Source organism: Streptomyces sp. NPDC048516, from assembly GCF_043199875.1.
Taxonomy (GTDB): domain Bacteria; phylum Actinomycetota; class Actinomycetes; order Streptomycetales; family Streptomycetaceae; genus Streptomyces.
In genome coordinates, this window is the sequence record NZ_JBICWS010000003.1 from 83,021 (window position 1) to 101,104 (window position 18,084).

Here is an 18,084-nt window from a genome sequence, read left to right on the forward strand (position 1 = left end):
AACAAGAGTAGGTCTGCCGGGGCGAAGGTAAACGCCGGGGCGGCGGGCAACTTCGCCAGACGGTTCCGTTTCGAAAACGCGTTTTGCGGGCACAGCGCACACGGCGTCAGTGCGGCCCGGGCACCGCCGGGAACGACGGGCGCAGGGGCTCGGCCGACGGCAGCGACGGCAGGCCGGGGCCCGCCGTGCGGACGCTGTCCGCGACACCCGTGGCGGGGGCGTCCACGCCGCTGGACGTGGGCGCCGGTGCCGGGCTCTGGGTCCGTCCCGAGGAGCCGCGGTAGACGGCGCTGAAGGCCAGCGCGACCAGCCCGATACCCATCACCACGGCCAGCACCCAGGCGACGGGGCGGTGCCAGCGGGTACTGCTGCGGTAGGGGCGCAGCGCGCCGCCGTAGGGGCCGTACGGGCCGTAGGGCGGGTAGTCGCCGAACTCACCGTCGTCGTACTCGGCGTAGTCGGTGGACCCGTCGAAGTCGTCGCTCCCCCGGACGCGGCGGTGGCTGCGCAGGCCGGTCTCGTCCGGGTCGTCGCTCTCGGAGCCGAAGCCGGATCCGGAGCGGGCCGCCTCGGCCTCCGCGCGCGCCTCGGCGGCGGCCAGCATCCGCTCGACCGCCGAGGGCTCATGAATCTGCGCGGACCGGACGAATTCCTCGTCGAAGACCACGGAGGCGAATTCTTCGTCCGCTTTTCCGTGGCTCCCGTGGTGGCGCTCGTCGGGCTCTTCACCGTCCGGGAACGGCTTGCCCCCCACGTCGTCCGGCACCCGTCCAGGTTAGCCCCGGGCGCTCATTTTGGGCAGAGAGAACGGGGAATCCGGGGGACGCTTCAGCGGGTGTGGCCGTCTCCCGTGAGGATGTACTTGGTGGAGGTCAGCTCGGGCAGTCCCATCGGGCCGCGGGCGTGCAGCTTCTGCGTCGAGATGCCGATCTCCGCGCCGAAGCCGAACTGGCCGCCGTCGGTGAAACGCGTGGAGGCGTTGACGGCGACAGTGGTGGAATCCACCAACTGGGTGAAGCGGCGGGCGGCGGCCTGCGACGTGGTGACGATCGCCTCGGTGTGACCGGAGGTCCAGCGCCGGATGTGGGCCACCGCGGCGTCCAGGTCGGGCACCACGGCGGCCGCGATGTCGTACGAGAGGTACTCCGTCGCCCAGTCCTCGTCGGTGGCGGGGGCGACCAGCCCGGGGCCGGCCTGCTGCCAGGCGGCGTCGCCGTGCACGATCACGCCGGCCTGGGTCAGCGCCTGCAGGGCGCGCGGCAGGAACTTCTCGGCGATCCCGGCGTGCACCAGCACCGTCTCGGCGGCGTTGCAGACGCTGGGCCGCTGGGCCTTGGAATTGACCAGGATGTCGAGGGCCATGTCGAGGTCGGCGGCCTCGTCGACGTAGACGTGGCAGTTGCCGGTGCCGGTCTCGATCACCGGGACCGTGGATTCCTCGACGACCGTCCGGATCAGGGAGGCACCGCCGCGCGGGATCAGCACATCGACCAGGCCGCGGGCGCGCATCAGCTCGCGCACCGAGTCACGGCTCTCGCCGGGCACCAGCTGCACCGCGTCGGCGGGCAGCCCGGTGCTCTGTACGGCGTCGCGCAGCACGTCCACCAGAGCGCTGTTGGAGGCGTAGGCGGAGGACGAGCCGCGCAGCAGCACCGCGTTGCCGGACTTCAGGCACAGGGCCGCGGCGTCCACCGTCACATTGGGCCGGGCCTCGTAGATGATGCCGATCACCCCGAGCGGGACCCGGACCTGCCGCAGGTCGAGGCCGTTGGGCAGGGTCGAGCCGCGCACCACCTCGCCCACCGGGTCGGGCAGCGCCACGACCTGGCGGACGTCCGCGGCGATGGCCGCGATCCGCTCGGGGGTGAGGGTGAGCCGGTCCACGACCGACTCGGCGGTGCCGGCCGCCCGCGCCTTGGCGATGTCCTCGGCGTTGGCGGCGACGATCGCGTCGGTCCGCTCCACCAGGGCGTCGGCGATGGCGAGCAGCGCTGCGTCACGGGCCGTACGCGGCTGCGGCGCCAGGACGGCGGCGGCCTCCCGCGCGCGGCGGGCGGTCTCGAGGACGGGCGAGGTGTGCGATGCGCTGCTGGTCATGGCCGCAGCCTAACGGGGCGGCGGGCCGCGGCCACGCCGTATCTCACAGCGCGGGACGCGGACGACCGCGGGTCAGAAGGGGTGGACGCCGACCGGTGAGGCCGGGGGCGGACCGTAACCCTCCGCTACCCGATGGTGATAGGTCTCGCGGTCGATGACCTCCAGGCCGACGATCTCCCACGGCGGCAGCTTGGCCGTCGAGCGGTGCTCGCCCCACAGCCGCAGCGCGACCGCCGCGGCGTCGTGCAGGTCCCGCGCCTCCTCCCAGTAGCGGATCTCGGCGTGGTCGTTGGCGTAGCGGCTGGTCAGCAGGAAGGGGTGGTCGTGGGCGAGCTGTTCCAGGGCGCGCCGGACCTCCTTCAGCGGGGCCTCGGCGCCCGAGACGCTGAGGGTGATGTGCCACAGCCGGGACGTCTCGCGCCGCCCGGTGTCCGGTCCGCGCTGTGCCGCCCCGTCCCGCTGGGCGCTCCGCTCGTCCGGCCGGCCGGTGTCCTCGCCGGTTCCGACGCTGGTCAGCGTGCGCTCCGCCGTCCCTCGGGGCAGCGCTTCCGGGCGCCCTCGTCTCACCGGCGGCCTCCTGTGATGCGAATCGCTCCACCCTCGGGGGTGCGGAGCCTCGTACGTCGGCGGGTGCGCTCGCGCGCTGCGGGTGCCGCTCCCCTACGGCGTCCCCGCAACAAAGTTGACCAGCCCGCGGCCCGTCGCGGGGGCGTTTTCCCCAAGGTCTCCACGGAAAGGCCGGTCTCCGCACCGCATGGCGGGAGGGGTTCACGGAGCGTGATGACCGTCGGCCGGAGGGCGGCCTCAGGGGTGCAGCAGCACCAGATCGTCGCGGTGCACGACTTCCCGCTCGTAGGCGGGGCCCAGCTCGCGGGCGAGATCGCGGGTCGAACGGCCCATCAATCGGGGGATTTCCCTCGCATCGAAATTGACGAGCCCGCGCGCGACCGCGCGGCCCTCGGCGTCCCGCAGCTCGACCGGGTCACCGGCGGAGAACTCACCGTCCACGGAGGCGATGCCGGCCGGCAGCAGCGAGGAGCGCCGTTCGACGACGGCCCGTACGGCGCCGTCGTCCAGGACGAGGGCGCCGCGCGGTGTGGAGGCGTGCGCGAGCCACAGCAGCCGGTCGGCGGAGCGGCGGCCGGTGCGCAGGAAGTGGGTGCCGGTCGGGCCGCCGGCCAGGGCGTCCGCGGCGTGCACGGCGGAGGTCAGGACGACCGGGATGCCGGCCGCGGCCGCGATCCGGGCCGCCTCGACCTTGGTGACCATGCCGCCGGTGCCGACCCCGGCCTTGCCCGCGCTGCCGATGGAGACGCCCTCCAGGTCCTCGGGGCCGCCGACCTCCGCTATCCGGGAGGTACCGGGGGCGGACGGATCGCCGTCGTAGAGGCCGTCCACGTCCGAGAGCAGGATCAGCAGGTCGGCGCGGACGAGGTGGGCGACCAGGGCCGCCAGCCGGTCGTTGTCACCGAAGCGGATCTCGTCGGTGGCGACGGTGTCGTTCTCGTTGACGATCGGCACGGCGCCCATGGCCAGCAGCTGGTCGAGGGTCCGGTAGGCGTTGCGGTAGTGCGCCCGGCGGCTGGTGTCGTCGGAGGTCAGCAGAACCTGGCCGACCCGGCGGCCGTAGCGCGCGAAGGACGCGGTGTAGCGGGCGACCAGCAGGCCCTGGCCGACGCTGGCGGCGGCCTGCTGCCGGGCCAGGTCGCGGGGCCGCTTGGCCAGCCCCAGGGGCGCCAGCCCGGCCGCGATGGCTCCGGAGGAGACCAGCACGATCTCCTTGTCCTGGTGCTTGGCCAGCACGTCCACCAGCGCGTCCACGCGGTCCGCGTCCAGTCCCCCGGCGGCCGTGGTCAGCGAGGACGAGCCGACCTTCACCACGATCCGGCGAGCGTCCTTCACGTCCTGCCTTGCGCCTGCCACCTGCATACCCCTGTGCTCGCCGATCCCACCGCCGTACGGGGGATTACTGCCCGACCCGCACCACGGCCCTACGGGCGCAATCTACGGCAGGGCGGACCCCGGGCGCTTCGTGATATTGCCTGGCGGACGCCCTGCGGGCGGGGCCCGGCCGGCCGAGGCACCCGGCGGAGGGCGCAGAATAGGGGCCGAAATGCCGGGCCTTGCTTCCGTGCCTTTCCCCGCCCGCGCGGTTTTCCTTAAGAGGGAAGCCGAGGCCAAGAGGTTGCGTTCGATTGGTCCGCTTTCGCGGTGATGAGACCCACAGCAGATTGTCACCAAGGCCAACAAGGTCATACGGTCGGGTGTCCATCGGTCCCGTTTCGCCGCTCCGGCGGTGTCGCAGCGCGGGACCCGGCCGCCCCCCTCGGCCTCCCCTTTGACCTTTCGTGCTGCCAGGAGCCCTCCCCCGTGCCTTCCGCCGGAATCGCCCCCCGCCGAGCCGTCCAGCTCGCGGCACTCTTCGCGATGATGGTCGCCTTCACCGCCCAGTTGGTCGGTGCGCTGCTGCCCGTCATCCCGCTGTTCATCGCCGCATCCGTGGTCAACCTGGGTCTCGACCTGGTCCTCCAGCACAAGCAGCCCGGCCTGCTCGCGGTGCTCGGCCGGATCCGGTTCGATGTCACGGTGCGCCAGTTGCTGCGCGACATGCTGATACTGGTCGGCCTGCTGCACATCGACGGCATCAACCCGCTCGAGGAGCAGGCGCCGCTCACCATCACGCTGCTCCTCTTCTACGGCACCCACTTCGTGTGCCAGGCGGTCGCGGTGCTGGTCCGCAGGACCCGCAGCCTGCCGTTCGTGACCCGCAACATCGACGCGAGCGCGCTGCGGCTGTGCGACGCCCCGCCGCGCATCCTCTCCCGCCAGACGGGCCGGCGGCTGCTGCGTTTCTCCGTGCCCACCACGGTCGGCATGATGCTCACCTCGATCACCACGGACGCGTACTGGGGCGGCATCGGCCTGGCCGTCTCCCTGACCCTGTCCGCCGGCGGCACCCTCTACCTGGGCACCTGGCTGCTGCCCAAGAAGCGGGTGGCCAGCGAGAAGCAGGCCCTGGCGTGGCTGGACGACTGGCTGGCCGAGTACCGGCCGACGGTCGGCATGTACTTCTCGGGCGGCTCCTCCTCCGCCTACCAGGCCAACATGTGGCTGAGCACCCTGGCCTCCCTGGACGGCAACCCGATCATCGTGCTCCGTGAGCGCTTCATGGTGCAGAAGATCGAGGCCACGGACGTGCCGATCGTCTGCATCCCCAAGGTCGCCAACCTGATGCGTCTGGAGCACTCCACGCTCAAGGTCCTGCTGCACCCGGCGAACTCCGGCAAGACCTCGCAGATCCTGCGCATCCCTTCCATCAAGCACGCCTTCACCAACCACGGCGAGAGCGACAAGCTGTCCTCCTGCAACCCGTACGCCAAGGCGTACGACGAGGTGTGGGTGGCGGGCCCGGCGGCCCGTGACCGCTACCAGCTCGCCGACATCGGCGTCGAGGACAAGGACGTCATCGAGGTCGGCCGCCCCCAGCTGGCCCCGATCCAGCCGTACATGGGCGCCCCGGCCGACCGGATGACGACCGTGCTGTACGCCCCGACCTGGGAGGGCTGGGACGGCAACCCGGGCAACACCTCGGTGATCCTGGCGGGCGAGAACATCGTCCGCGAACTGCTCGCCGACGAGAACGTGCGGCTGCTGTACAAGCCGCACCCGATGACCGGTTCCGTGGACCCGCGCGCGGGCGCCGCCAACACCCGCATCCAGGCGATGATCACGGAGGCGAACACCCGGCGCAGCGGAGAGGCACCCGGAGCGGAGGCCGCCGCCGAGCTGGCCCGCCGCACCGAGGAGCTCAACGCGCTGACCACCTCCGCGTTCCGCAAGAGCGCGGACGAGCTGGAGAGGATGGGGCTGCAGGGCACCCCCGAGGAGGGCCGCGCGGCCGCCGTCGAAGCGGCCGTCACCGCCTGGGAGGCGGCGTACTGGAACTCCTTCCCCCGGTGGGAGCACCGCATCATCACCACCGCCCGCCCCGGCATCTTCAGCTGCTTCAACCAGGCCGACGTGCTGATCAGTGATGTCTCCAGCGTGGTCTCCGACTACCTGAGCAGCGAGAAGCCGTACGCGGTCGCCAACACCTCGGGGATGAGCGAGGACGACTTCCGGGCGAACTTCCCGACGGTGCGGGCCGCGACGATCCTCACGCCCGACGCGCACGAGGTGGCGGGCCTCCTCGACGCGGTCCGCAACCCGGAGCAGGACACCCTGGCCGCGGAGCGGGCCGAGCTCAAGGAGCACCTGCTGGGCCCGTCGGACCCGCCGTCGTCGGTCCGGTTCAACCAGGCCGCGCTGGATCTGGCCGCGAAGGCCGACGAGCGACGCATCCGGATGGAGAACCGGCTGTCCGGTATCCCCGGCCAGCGCTCGCAGGAGGACATGGACGCCTCCGAGACGGCCGGGCACGAGGCCAGCGGCGCCTCGGACACCACGGCCGCCGTCTAGGCCGCAGCGGGCCGCTCACGGCTTCGGCCGCGGCGCACGGCACCGTACAACGGGGAAGGCCCCCGGGAGATCTCCTCCCGGGGGCCTTCCCCGTTGCCGCGCCCGCTGAGCGGGCCCCGACCACAGGGCGGTCCGTCCGGCGGACCGCCCGGCGGCCTCAGAAGGGCTTGAAGCCCTCGTACTCCTGGTCGGCCTCGTCCCGTGCCACGTCCCGGTCCCTGCGGCGCTGCGCGGCCGGCCGGGGCGCCTCCATACGGTGGTCCTCGCCACGCCGTCCCAGCATCTCCGCGCCGGCCGCCATCATCGGCTCCCAGTCGAAGACGACCGCGTTGTCCTCGGGGCCGATGGCGATGCCGTCGCCCGCGTGCGCGCCGGCCTTGCGCAGTTCGTCCTCGACGCCGAGACGGTTGAGGCGGTCGGCGAGGTAGCCGACGGCCTCGTCGTTGTTGAAGTCGGTCTGGCGGACCCAGCGTTCGGGCTTCTCGCCGCGCACGCGGAAGAAGTTCTCGCCCTCTTCCGTGACCGTGAAGCCGGCGTCGTCCACGGCCTGGGGCCGGATGACGATACGGGTGGCCTCCTGGACGGGCTTGGCGGCGCGGGCCTTGGAGACGACGTCGGCGAGCGCGAACGACAGCTCCTTCAGGCCCGTGTGGGCGGCCGCGGAGACCTCGAACACGCGGTAGCCGCGCTCCTCCAGGTCGGGGCGGACCAAATCGGCGAGGTCCTTGCCGTCCGGGACGTCGATCTTGTTGAGGACGACCATCCGGGGCCGGTTGTCCAGGCCGCCGTACTGCTGCAGCTCCTCCTCGATGGTGTCGAGGTCGGAGACCGGGTCGCGGTCGGACTCCAGGGTCGCGGTGTCCAGGACGTGCACCAGCACCTCGCAGCGCTCGACGTGCCGCAGGAACTCCAGGCCCAGGCCCTTGCCCTGGCTCGCGCCGGGGATCAGGCCGGGGACGTCCGCGATCGTGTAGACGGTCGAACCGGCCGTCACCACACCGAGGTTGGGCACCAGGGTGGTGAAGGGGTAGTCGGCGATCTTGGGCTTGGCGGCGGAGAGCACCGAGATCAGCGAGGACTTGCCGGCGCTCGGGTAGCCGACCAGCGCGACGTCCGCGACGGTCTTGAGCTCCAGCACGATGTCGCGGGCCTCACCGGGCTCGCCGAGCAGCGCGAAACCGGGGGCCTTGCGGCGGGCGGAAGCCAGCGCGGCGTTGCCGAGGCCGCCGCGGCCGCCCTGGCCGGCGACGAAGGTGGTGCCCTGGCCGACGAGGTCGGCGAGCACATTGCCCGCGCGGTCCAGGATGACGGTGCCGTCGGGAACCGGCAGGACCAGGTCCTGGCCGTTCTTGCCGGAGCGGTTGTCGCCCGCGCCCGGCTGGCCGTTGGTGGCCTTGCGGTGCGGGTGGTGGTGGTATTCGAGAAGGGTGGTCACGTCCTGGTCGACGACCAGGATCACGTCACCGCCACGGCCGCCGTTGCCGCCGTCCGGGCCGCCCAGCGGCTTGAACTTCTCCCGCATCACGGAGGCCACGCCGTGGCCTCCGTTACCCGCGGCGACGTGCAGCTCGACGCGGTCCACGAAGGTGGTCATGGTGGGGGTGCCTCCAGATAACTACGGGTATGTCGCTGTACTGCGCGCATGTATCGGCCCTGCGCGCATGTCTCTGTACTAACACGCAAGGGCGGACCGGCCTTCCCGCTCGCGCGGGAGAAGGCGGTCCGCCCCTGAGTGATGCTGATGCTGAGCTATCGCTCGGTCAGGCCGTGATTACTCGGCGACCGGAACGATGTTCACGACCTTGCGGCCACGGTGGGTGCCGAACTGCACCGCACCGGCAGCCAGGGCGAACAGGGTGTCGTCGCCGCCGCGGCCGACGCCCGTGCCCGGGTGGAAGTGGGTGCCACGCTGGCGGACCAGGATCTCACCGGCGAGGACGGCCTGACCGCCGAAGCGCTTCACGCCGAGCCGCTGAGCATTGGAATCGCGACCGTTCCGAGTGGACGATGCGCCCTTCTTGTGTGCCATGTCTCCTCAGTCCCTTACTTCGCCGGAGCGTCGATGCCGGTGATCTTCAGCGCCGTGTGGAGCTGGCGGTGGCCGATCCGCTTCTTGTAACCGGTCTTGTTCTTGTACTTCTGGATCCGGATCTTGTCGCCCTTGTGGTGGTCGACGACCTCGCCCTGGACCTTCACGCCGGCCAGGACCCACGGGTCGCTGGTGACCGAGTCGCCGTCGACAACCAGCAGCGTGGAGAGCTCGACGGTGTCGCCGACCTTGCTGGTGGAAATGCGGTCAACCTCGATGACGTCGCCAACAGCAACCTTCTGCTGGCGTCCGCCGGTGCGCACGATCGCGTACACGCGGAACTCTCTTTCGCTAGGAACGGATCCTCTGATGCCAGCCGCTCACACGGGCTCGGGATGGGGCCCGTGGAATCCGAGTGGACGAGCGGCCTCCCTCGGCGGACCGAGAGGTGTTTGCTCAGGGGTTCGGTGTCACAGACACCGACGGTCAAGATTACGGGGCCTTGACCAGGGGGTCAAACCGGCCCCGGACCGCCGACGGTCCGGGGCACGGCTGTACTGCGAAGCGGCTTACGCCACGCCCTCCGCCTGCGCCGCCGAGGACTGCTCGGCGGCAGCGGACTTCTTGGCCGCCGCCTTCTTGGTCGTGGCCTTCTTGGCGGTGGTCTTCTTCGCCGTGGCCTTCTTGGCGGTGGCGGTGGTCTTCTTCGCCGCCGTCTTCTTGGCCGTGGTCTTCTTCGCCGCGGTCTTCTTGGCGGTCGCCTTCTTGGCCGCCGTCTTCTTCGCGGTCTTCTTGGCCGCGGGCTCCGCCTCCGCCCCGGCGCCCTCGGCGGGCTCCGCGGCCTCGGCCGGCTCCGGCTCGCCGGCCGGCCCGGCCGACGGCGCCGGCTCGGCGGGCACCACGATCTCGGCGGCCTCCCCGGCGGCCTTGGGGGCACCCGCCGGAGCGGACACCTTCCGGGTCGCCCGGCGGCGCGGACGGGCCGGTGCGGGCTCCGCGGCCGGCGCCTCGGCGACCGGCTCAGGGGCCTTCTCCGGCGGCGCGGCCTTCTCCGGCTCGGCTGCCGGCACCGACTCGGCGGGCACCACGATCTCGGTGGCTTCCCCGGTGGCCTTGGGGGCACCCGCCGGAGCGGACGCCTTCCGGCTCGCCCGGCGGCGGCCACGGCCGCGTCCGGCGGCCGCCTCGGCCTCGGCCGGGCTGCCGAACCATTCGTCGGTCCCCTCCACCGCGGGCTGCAGCTCGGCCTCCGTCACGGGGGCGGGCTCCAGCTCGGGCGCGCCGCCGTCCGGCGTCTCCTCGGCCTCGGCCTCGTGGACGTGCGGCTCGGGCTGGGCGCCCTTGCCCTTCTTCTTGCGCTTGCCACCGCCGCCGGCCACGGCCGGCTGGTCCATGTGGACGATGACGCCACGGCCGTTGCAGTGCACACACGACTCGGAGAAGGACTCCAGCAGGCCCTGGCCGACCCGCTTACGGGTCATCTGGACCAGGCCGAGCGAGGTGACCTCGGCGACCTGGTGCTTCGTACGGTCCCGGCCCAGGCACTCCAGCATCCGCCGCAGCACCAGGTCCCGGTTGGACTCCAGCACCATGTCGATGAAGTCGATGACGACGATGCCGCCGAGGTCGCGCAGCCGCAGCTGGCGCACGATCTCCTCGGCCGCCTCCAGGTTGTTCCTGGTGACGGTCTCCTCGAGATTGCCGCCCTGACCGGTGAACTTCCCGGTGTTGACGTCGATCACGATCATCGCTTCGGTCTTGTCGATCACCAGCGAACCACCGCTGGGCAGCCAGACCTTGCGGTCCAGCGCCTTCATCAGCTGCTCGTCGATGCGGTACGTCGCGAAGACGTCAACGTCCGAAGTCCACTTCTGCAGCCGGTCGGTGAGGTCCGGGGCGACGTGCGCGACATAGCCGTGGATGGTCTGCCACGCGTCGTCACCGCTGACGATGACCTTGGAGAAGTCCTCGTTGAAGATGTCGCGGACCACCCGGACGGTCATGTCCGGCTCGCCGTACAGGAGCGACGGGGAGCTCGTGGAAGCGGCCTTCGCCTTCTTCTGGATCTCTTCCCACTGCGCCTGCAGCCGCTGGACGTCGCGCGCCAGCTCGTCCTCGCTCGCCCCCTCGGCGGCGGTGCGGACGATGACGCCCGCGTCCTCGGGGACGATCTTCTTGAGGATCTGCTTCAGCCGCGCCCGCTCGGTGTCGGGGAGCTTGCGGCTGATACCGGTCATCGAGCCCTCGGGCACGTAGACCAGGTAACGGCCGGGGAGCGAGACCTGGCTGGTGAGCCGGGCGCCCTTGTGGCCGATCGGGTCCTTGGTGACCTGCACCAGCACGGACTGGCCGGACTTCAGCGCGGTCTCGATACGGCGCGGGCCGTTGGCCATGCCCAGCGCCTCGAAGTTGACCTCACCGGCGTACAGCACGGCGTTGCGGCCCTTGCCGATGTCGACGAAGGCGGCCTCCATCGACGGCAGGACGTTCTGCACCTTGCCGAGGTAGACATTGCCGACGTACGAGGTCGCCTGCTCCTTGTTGACGAAGTGCTCGACGAGCACGTTGTCCTCGAGGACGCCGATCTGCGTGCGCTCGCCGCTCTGGCGGACGACCATCACCCGCTCGACGGCCTCGCGGCGGGCCAGGAACTCCGCCTCGGTGATGATCGGCACCCGGCGGCGGCCCTGCTCGCGGCCCTCACGGCGGCGCTGCTTCTTGGCCTCCAGACGCGTCGATCCCTTGATCGACTGCACCTCGTCGGCGCTGGTGCTCTCGTCCTTCTTGCGGGGCTCGCGGACCTTGACGACCGTGCGCTCCGGGTCGTCGGTGCCGCCGGCCCCGTCCTCGCCGGCGTCACCGGTACGACGGCGGCGGCGACGGCGACGGCGGCTGCTGCTGGAGCCGCCGCCCGGCTGCTCCTCGGCTTCCTCCTCCGCCTCGGGCTGCTCGTCGACCTCCTCGGGCTCGGCCCGGTCGCTCTCGCGCTCCTCGGCGCCGCGGCCCTCGGCGGGCTGCTCCTCGGCGCCCTCGGCGGACTCACCACGACGGCGGCGACGGCCACCACGGCGGCGACGGCGCGAGGGGCGGCCGTCGGCCTCGTCCTCGCCCTGGTCGCTCACGGCCTGCTCGGGCTCCGGTTCGGCCGCCGCTTCGGCTTCTTCGGCCGCCGGCTCCTCGGCCGGGGCGGACACCTGCTCGGGCTCGGCCGGGGCGCCGCGGCGGCGACGGCGGCGGGCACCGGCGGCGGGCTGCTCCTCCACGGCCGGCTCGGCCGCGGTCTCCTCCTGGCGCGCCGCGGCAGCGGCGGCGGCCGCGGTCTCCGGCGTCTGGAACATCGGCTCGGTGAAGACCGGCGCCTGGAAGACGGCCGTCGGCGGCCGCTGCGCCCGGCGGCGGCCGCGCTGCGGCGCCTCCTGCGCGGGCTCCTCCTCGGCGCGGGGCGCTTCGGCGGCGGGCTCGGCGGCACGCTCACCGCGGCGGCGTGCGCGGCGGCGGGGGGCCTCGGCGGTCTCGGTCTGGGCTGTCTCGGCCTGGGCCGTCTCGACCTCGGCGGTTTCGGCCTGGGCGGCCGGGGCCTGCTCGGCTTCCGCTTCCGCGGTCTGTCCGGCGGCCTGCGGCGCACCGGCGGGGGCGGTGGCCTTACGGGTGGCGCGGCGGCGGGAACGGGCCGGCTTGGCGTCCTCGGCGGCGGCCGGGGCCTCCTCGGCGGTCTCGGGGCGGGCGGCCGGCGCAGCGGTCCGGACCTCGGCGGCGGGCGCGGCGCTGCCGTCGGCGGCCTCGTCGGCGTCGCTCACCTGCGAGGCGCCGGCCGGAGCGGTCACCTTGCGGGTCGCCCGGCGGCGGCTGCGGCGCGGCGCGGCGTCCTCGGTCTCCTCGGCGGCGGCCGGGGCGGGCTGCGCGGCGGGCGCGGGCTCTTCCACGGCGGCCGGGGCGGCGGGCGCGCGCTCCGCGGCGGCCGGCTCCTGAGCGTCCTCGTGCTGCGGGGAACCGGCCGGGGCGGTCACCTTGCGGGTCGCCCGGCGGCGGGTACGGCGCGGCGCGGCGTCCTCGGTCTGCGGTGCCTCGGCCGGCGCCTCGGCGGGCGATTCTGCGGCGGCCGCAGGCGTCTCGGCAGCGGGTTCGGCGGGGACCTCGGCCGGCTCGCCACCGGCCGGCTGCGGCGCTCCGGCCGGGGCGGTGGCCTTACGGGTCGCGCGGCGGCGGCTACGGGCCGGCTTGGCCTCGTCGCCGGTGGTCACCGCGGAGGCGGCGGCCTCCTCGTCGAGGGCCGGACCGGCCGCGGGAGCGGCGGTGGCCTCGGTGCTCACCACCTCGGCTCCGGCGGCGCCGGCCACCGGAGGACCGGCCGGCCGGGAGGCCGCACGGCGCCGGCGGCGCGGCGGCAGCGTGTCGCTGGGTGAGTGGTTGTCGTCGGCACCACGGTCCTGGGACTGCGTGGCGCGGGTGGGCTCAATGGGCTCGAGCATGCGGGCGGTTCTCCCGTCACGCTCCCGGGCGCCGCGCCTTGTTCCGGCCGCGGTCCGCGTGATGAGCGCGGTCCCGCTGTCCGGGGCGTGGGCGCCGCACGGGAGCTGTCGTCTCGCTCGCCGGTCCCCGTAGGGCAGGGACCGGCGAAAGTCTCCTGGTCAGTGCGTCTGCCGGACCGGGGTGGCTCCCTGGCTGATCGGCGACGCGACGACGGCGCTCCTACGCAGTACCGTCCCCGGCTGCCGGGGAGGCCCCGCTCGTCACCTTCGCGGCACTCAGCCCGGCGGCCGTGGGTGGGGCGGCCGTGGCAGCGTCGCGGTCGGGCGCAAGCGGGTCGGTCACCGCGCCGGTCTCCTCATCGAGCAGCCCCTGCGCCAGCCTGGTCACCGCTGCGGGGACCGGCGGCGCCAGGTCGGCCGTAGCTCGGAGGCCGGACAGGACGTCGTCGGGTCGAACGGCAGGTGTCAGATGCCGAACAACCAGCCGCAGTATCGCACAGGCTTTGCCGTCGGGCCTATCGCCGGCGTGACCGGCGGCCTCCAGACGCGTCACCGCGGCCCGCGCGTCAAAGGTCCGCATGCCGTTTTTCGTCCGCCGCTCGACCAGCACCTCGTCCGCGGCGAGGAACGCCCCGACCGCGCGCTCGGCCTCCTGGGGCTCGACCCCGTCGAGCCGGAGCTCCCACACCGAGGCCTGGAGCCGGTCGGCCAGGCCGCTGGTGCGGGCCTCGACCGCGTCGGTCACATCGAGCCCGTCCGGCAGCGACGCGTCGAGCAGGGTGCGCAGCGAGTCCGGATCGCGGTGCTCGGTGAGCTGGATCTCCAGATATTCGGCCTCGCTGCCCGTACCGGTGGGGGCGGCATTGGCGTACGACACCTTGGGGTGCGGGGTGAAGCCCGCCGAATAGGCCATGGGGACCTCGGCGCGGCGCAGCGCCCGCTCGAAAGCGCGCTGGAAGTCGCGGTGGCTGGTGAACCGGAGGCGGCCGCGCTTGGTGTAGCGCAGTCGGATGCGCTGCACCGCCGGTGCGGGCGGCGGGCCTTCGGGCTGTCGCTTGCCCAGTGTCGTTCAGTCCTTCGTGAGTGCGGTCGTACTGCTACCTAGAGTACGTGTGCCGGAGCCTCCCGGTTCCCGCCGGGGCTCGGCAGCCCCGGCCGGCCGGGGCTTTGCGGGGGCGCCGAACAGTGCCCGCCGGATCTCCCTGCGGGTCTGCCGCACGGTTGCGCGGGCGGTGTGCAGGGCCTGCCGGACCGGCCGCCAGATGCCGTCCCTGATGCCGTGCCCGAGCGGGGTGAGCACGGTGCGGTACACCCACCGCAGCGGTTCGACGAGCAGCCACCGCAGGACGGTGCCGCAGAAGCGGCCGATGGCCCGGGAGACGATCCCGGCGGCCCGCCAGCAGTGCCCGAACGCCGACCCGGCCTCGCGCACCACCACCGTCACCACGGCGGCCAGCAGCCGCCCGGCAGGCGCCAGCACATACCGCCACAGGGTGACCAGCGGCACGATCACCAGCCACCGCACGAGGGTGGCGAGAGCGGTGCCGAGGCCGCGCACCAGCCAGGCGAGGCCCCGTCCGGCCGGTGTCAGCACCTGGGTGTACAGCCACTGGGCGGGGACGACGACGAGCCAACGGACCAGCCACGCCAGGACCGCGCCTGTCCCCCGGCCGACGGGCGCCAGTACATACCGCCACAGGGTCACCCACGGCCACACGAACAACGCGCGGCCCAGCCACAGCAGGGCAGCGCCCAGTCCGCGCAGCAGCCAGGCGATGCCGTGCCCCACCGGCGTCAGCACGTGCGTGTACAGCCACTGCACGGGGAGCACGAGCAGATGCCGCACCAGCCACGCCACCGCCCTGCCCGTCCCCCGGCCTGCCGGGGCGAGGACGGCGTGCCACAGCCACCCCAGGGGGGCGACGACCAGCGTGCGCCAGGTCCACCCGAGCGGGAGCACCACGAGGGTGCGCCAGGTCCATGCCAGGGGGACGACCACGAGGGCGCGCCACAGGCGGGCGAGGCCGCGCCCGAGGGGGCGCAGCACGCTCCGGTCGACGGCCCGGCCGGTGGCGGTCAGTGCATCCCACACCAGGCGCACCGGTACCACGAGCACCAGCACCACGATCCGTACCGGAATACGGACCACTTGGGTCACACAGCCCTCGCCCGGCTCGTAACGGGCGGGCACCCGCCGGTCGTTGTCGGTGGGCTCCATTCGACCCCTCCCCCTGTGTTCTTCCGTCGTCGTACCGCGTGGCCCGCGGCCCCTCAGGGGTGCCGGTGCGGCTGCTGTCCGGCGGCGGGTGCGGCCGCGTGGATCCAGTAGCGCAGCTTTTCGCCCCGCTGGTCCTCGAAGACCCCGCCGCAGGCCTCGATGACCTTACGCGAGCCGGGATTGGTGTGGTCGCAGGTGACCAGCACCGGGTCGATGCCCAGCTCGTGACGGGCGACCGGCAGTGCGGCGCGCAGCATCGCGGTGGCGTGGCCGCGGCGGCGGGCACCGGGGCGTACGGCATAGCCGATGTGGCCGCCGTAGTGGAGGAGTTCGTCGGTGAGGCGGTGGCGGAAGGTGACCCGTCCCAGGTAGCTGCCGTCCGCCACCCACCACCGGGTGGTCTTGGGGACCACACCGTCGGCGTGTTCCTCGCCCGGTGCGCCGCTGATCGCGTCGACGTACTCGGCGAACCCCTCCGCGGTCGGCCAGCGGGTGGCCCAGGTCCGCAGCTCACGGGCGAGGTTGGAGTGCGGTACGTGCTCGGCGCCGTCGGCGCGGAACTCCTCCATCGCGGCGAGGAACGAGGCATGAACGCGGGCGGTGGGGGCGATGAGCTGTGGCGGCATCACGTCATTGTGCGGGAGCACGCCGCGGCCCGGCCACCGCGGGGTGCGGGGCCGGGCCGAAGAGGCGTACGGGAGGCGCTACTTGACGACGGTCAGCGGCAGCAGCTTCTTGCCGGTGGGACCGATCTGGATGTCGAGGTCGAGCTGCGGGCAGACGCCGCAGTCGAAGCACGGGGTCCAGCGGCAGTCCTCGACCTCGGTCTCGTCCAGCGCGTCCTGCCAGTCCTCCCAGAGCCAGTCCTTGTCCAGACCGGAGTCGAGGTGGTCCCAGGGCAGGACCTCCTCGTACTCCCGCTCACGGGTGGTGTACCAGGCGACGTCCACGCCGAACGCCGGCAGCGTCTCCTCGGCGGCCTTCATCCAGCGGTCGTAGGAGAAGTGCTCGCGCCAGCCGTCGAAGCGGCCGCCGCCCTCGTAGACGGCGCGGATGACCGAGCCGACGCGGCGGTCGCCGCGCGAGAGCAGGCCCTCGACGATGCCGGGCTTGCCGTCGTGGTAGCGGAAGCCGATGGAGCGGCCGTACTTCTTGTCGCCGCGGATCTTGTCCCGGAGCTTTTCGAGACGGGCGTCCGTCTCCTCCGCCGACAGCTGCGGCGCCCACTGGAACGGCGTGTGCGGCTTGGGCACGAAGCCGCCGATGGAGACCGTGCAGCGGATGTCGTTCTGTCCGGAGACCTTGCGGCCCTCGGCGATGACCTTGACCGCCATGTCGCCGATCTGGAGCACGTCCTCATCGGTCTCGGTCGGCAGACCGCACATGAAGTACAGCTTCACCTGCCGCCAGCCGTTGCCGTAGGCCGTGGAGACGGTCCTGATCAGGTCTTCTTCGGAGACCATCTTGTTGATGACCTTGCGCATCCGCTCGGAGCCGCCCTCGGGCGCGAAGGTCAGACCGGAGCGACGGCCGTTGCGCGTCAGCTCGTTGGCAAGATCGACGTTGAAGGCGTCCACCCGGGTCGACGGCAGCGACAGGCCGATCTTGTCTTCCTCGTACCGGTCGGCGAGCCCCTTGGCGATGTCACCGATCTCGGTGTGGTCCGCGGAGGACAGCGACAGCAGGCCGACCTCCTCGAATCCCGTGGCCTTCAGACCCTTGTCCACCATGTCGCCGATGCCGGTGATGCTTCGCTCCCGTACGGGGCGCGTGATCATGCCGGCCTGGCAGAAACGGCAGCCGCGGGTGCAGCCACGGAAGATCTCGACCGACATCCGCTCGTGGACGGTCTCGGCCAGGGGGACGAGGGGCTGCTTGGGGTAGGGCCACTCGTCCAGGTCCATGACGGTGTGCTTGGACACCCGCCACGGGACGCCGGAGCGGTTCGGCACGACGCGGGAGATCCGCCCGTCGGCCAGGTATTCGACGTCGTAGAACTTGGGGACGTAGACGCTGCCGGTCTTCGCCAGGCGGAACAGCAGCTCATCGCGGCCGCCGGGCCGGTCCTCGGCCTTCCAGGCGCGGATGATCTCGGTGATCTCCAGCACCGCCTGCTCGCCGTCGCCCACGACCGCGCAGTCCAGGAAGTCCGCGATCGGCTCGGGGTTGAAGGCCGCGTGGCCGCCCGCCAGGACGATCGGGTGGTCCTCCGTGCGGTCCTTGGACTCCATGGGGATACCGGCGAGGTCCAGGGCGGTGAGGAGGTTGGTGTAGCCCAGCTCGGTCGAGAAGGAGACACCGAGCACGTCGAAGGCGCCGACGGGGCGGTGCGCGTCGACGGTGAACTGCGGGACGTGATGCTCACGCATCAGCGCTTCGAGGTCCGGCCACACGCTGTACGTGCGCTCGGCCAGCACGCCCTCGCGTTCGTTGAGGACCTCGTAGAGGATCATGACGCCCTGGTTGGGCAGACCGACCTCGTAGGCGTCCGGGTACATGAGCGACCACCGCACATCACAGGAGTCCCAGTCCTTGACGGTGGAGTTCAGCTCACCGCCGACGTACTGAATGGGCTTCTGCACATGCGGGAGCAGGGCCTCGAGCTGCGGGAAGACCGACTCGGCAGACATCTCGAACCTTCGTGAGCTGGCAGGGGGCGACTCTCAAGCGTAACCGCTCGAAACCACCCCCTCGCACGGCGATCCGGCAGCCCGCGGCACCCCCGCGGAGCAGGCATGCACCAGACGGCCGGGGGGCCGTCGTGCGGCGGGGGGCGGCCGTCGTGCCTGGGGGGGGCGGGCGGCAGTCATGCC

13 protein-coding genes are annotated in these 18,084 nt (G+C 72.5%); 1 reads left to right on the top strand and 12 read right to left on the bottom strand.

The features are described 5' to 3' along the window. Positions 1-106 precede the first annotated feature (106 nt). From ACGFR7_RS07660 to proB, 4 genes are all read right to left on the bottom strand, one after another. Complete coding sequence (locus ACGFR7_RS07660) at positions 107-766, bottom strand: hypothetical protein (protein WP_393314435.1); 660 nt, start codon at positions 764-766, stop codon at positions 107-109. 62 nt (positions 767-828) lie between these two features. Beyond that, the gene (locus ACGFR7_RS07665; protein WP_393314438.1) at positions 829-2,097 is read right to left on the bottom strand and encodes a glutamate-5-semialdehyde dehydrogenase; all 1,269 of its coding nucleotides are present in this window, start codon (positions 2,095-2,097) and stop codon (positions 829-831) included. A gap of 72 nt (positions 2,098-2,169) precedes the next feature. After that, positions 2,170-2,664, bottom strand: a complete 495-nt coding sequence (locus tag ACGFR7_RS07670; protein WP_393314441.1) for a hypothetical protein — start codon at positions 2,662-2,664, stop codon at positions 2,170-2,172. A gap of 237 nt (positions 2,665-2,901) precedes the next feature. Then, the gene (proB, locus tag ACGFR7_RS07675) at positions 2,902-4,026 is read right to left on the bottom strand and encodes a glutamate 5-kinase (protein WP_393314444.1); all 1,125 of its coding nucleotides are present in this window, start codon (positions 4,024-4,026) and stop codon (positions 2,902-2,904) included. A 441-nt stretch (positions 4,027-4,467) separates the two neighbouring features. Between proB and ACGFR7_RS07680 the strand changes: the two genes are divergently transcribed. Beyond that, on the top strand, positions 4,468-6,555 hold the full coding sequence (locus ACGFR7_RS07680; protein ID WP_393314447.1) for a hypothetical protein: 2,088 nt from the start codon (positions 4,468-4,470) through the stop codon (positions 6,553-6,555). Between the two features lie 157 nt (positions 6,556-6,712). Here the strand turns inward: ACGFR7_RS07680 and obgE are convergent, their stop codons facing one another. The 8 genes from obgE to ACGFR7_RS07720 all read right to left on the bottom strand — a co-directional run bounded on the left by obgE (position 6,713) and on the right by ACGFR7_RS07720 (position 17,901). After that, positions 6,713-8,149 (bottom strand): GTPase ObgE, encoded by a 1,437-nt coding sequence (gene obgE, locus ACGFR7_RS07685; RefSeq protein ID WP_393314450.1) that lies wholly within the window; start codon positions 8,147-8,149, stop codon positions 6,713-6,715. Positions 8,150-8,326: 177 nt separating this feature from the next. Then, positions 8,327-8,584, bottom strand: coding sequence for a 50S ribosomal protein L27 (rpmA, locus tag ACGFR7_RS07690; RefSeq protein WP_018088248.1), 258 nt, complete (start codon positions 8,582-8,584; stop codon positions 8,327-8,329). 14 nt (positions 8,585-8,598) lie between these two features. Continuing rightward, positions 8,599-8,919 carry a 50S ribosomal protein L21 gene (gene rplU, locus ACGFR7_RS07695; RefSeq protein WP_006605648.1) on the bottom strand — a complete coding sequence of 107 codons (321 nt, stop codon included), beginning with the start codon at positions 8,917-8,919 and terminating at the stop codon, positions 8,599-8,601. A gap of 234 nt (positions 8,920-9,153) precedes the next feature. Further along, positions 9,154-13,053, bottom strand: coding sequence for a ribonuclease E/G (locus ACGFR7_RS07700; RefSeq protein ID WP_393314454.1), 3,900 nt, complete (start codon positions 13,051-13,053; stop codon positions 9,154-9,156). Between the two features lie 220 nt (positions 13,054-13,273). Continuing rightward, entirely contained in the window at positions 13,274-14,074 is an 801-nt protein-coding gene (locus tag ACGFR7_RS07705; protein WP_393314457.1) for a TIGR03936 family radical SAM-associated protein, read from the bottom strand. Positions 14,075-14,122: 48 nt separating this feature from the next. Further along, positions 14,123-15,271, bottom strand: a complete 1,149-nt coding sequence (locus tag ACGFR7_RS07710) for a hypothetical protein (protein WP_393314460.1) — start codon at positions 15,269-15,271, stop codon at positions 14,123-14,125. Between the two features lie 53 nt (positions 15,272-15,324). After that, complete coding sequence (locus ACGFR7_RS07715; protein WP_393314463.1) at positions 15,325-15,897, bottom strand: GNAT family N-acetyltransferase; 573 nt, start codon at positions 15,895-15,897, stop codon at positions 15,325-15,327. 78 nt (positions 15,898-15,975) lie between these two features. Then, on the bottom strand, positions 15,976-17,901 hold the full coding sequence (locus tag ACGFR7_RS07720; protein ID WP_393314466.1) for a TIGR03960 family B12-binding radical SAM protein: 1,926 nt from the start codon (positions 17,899-17,901) through the stop codon (positions 15,976-15,978). Positions 17,902-18,084 lie beyond the last annotated feature (183 nt).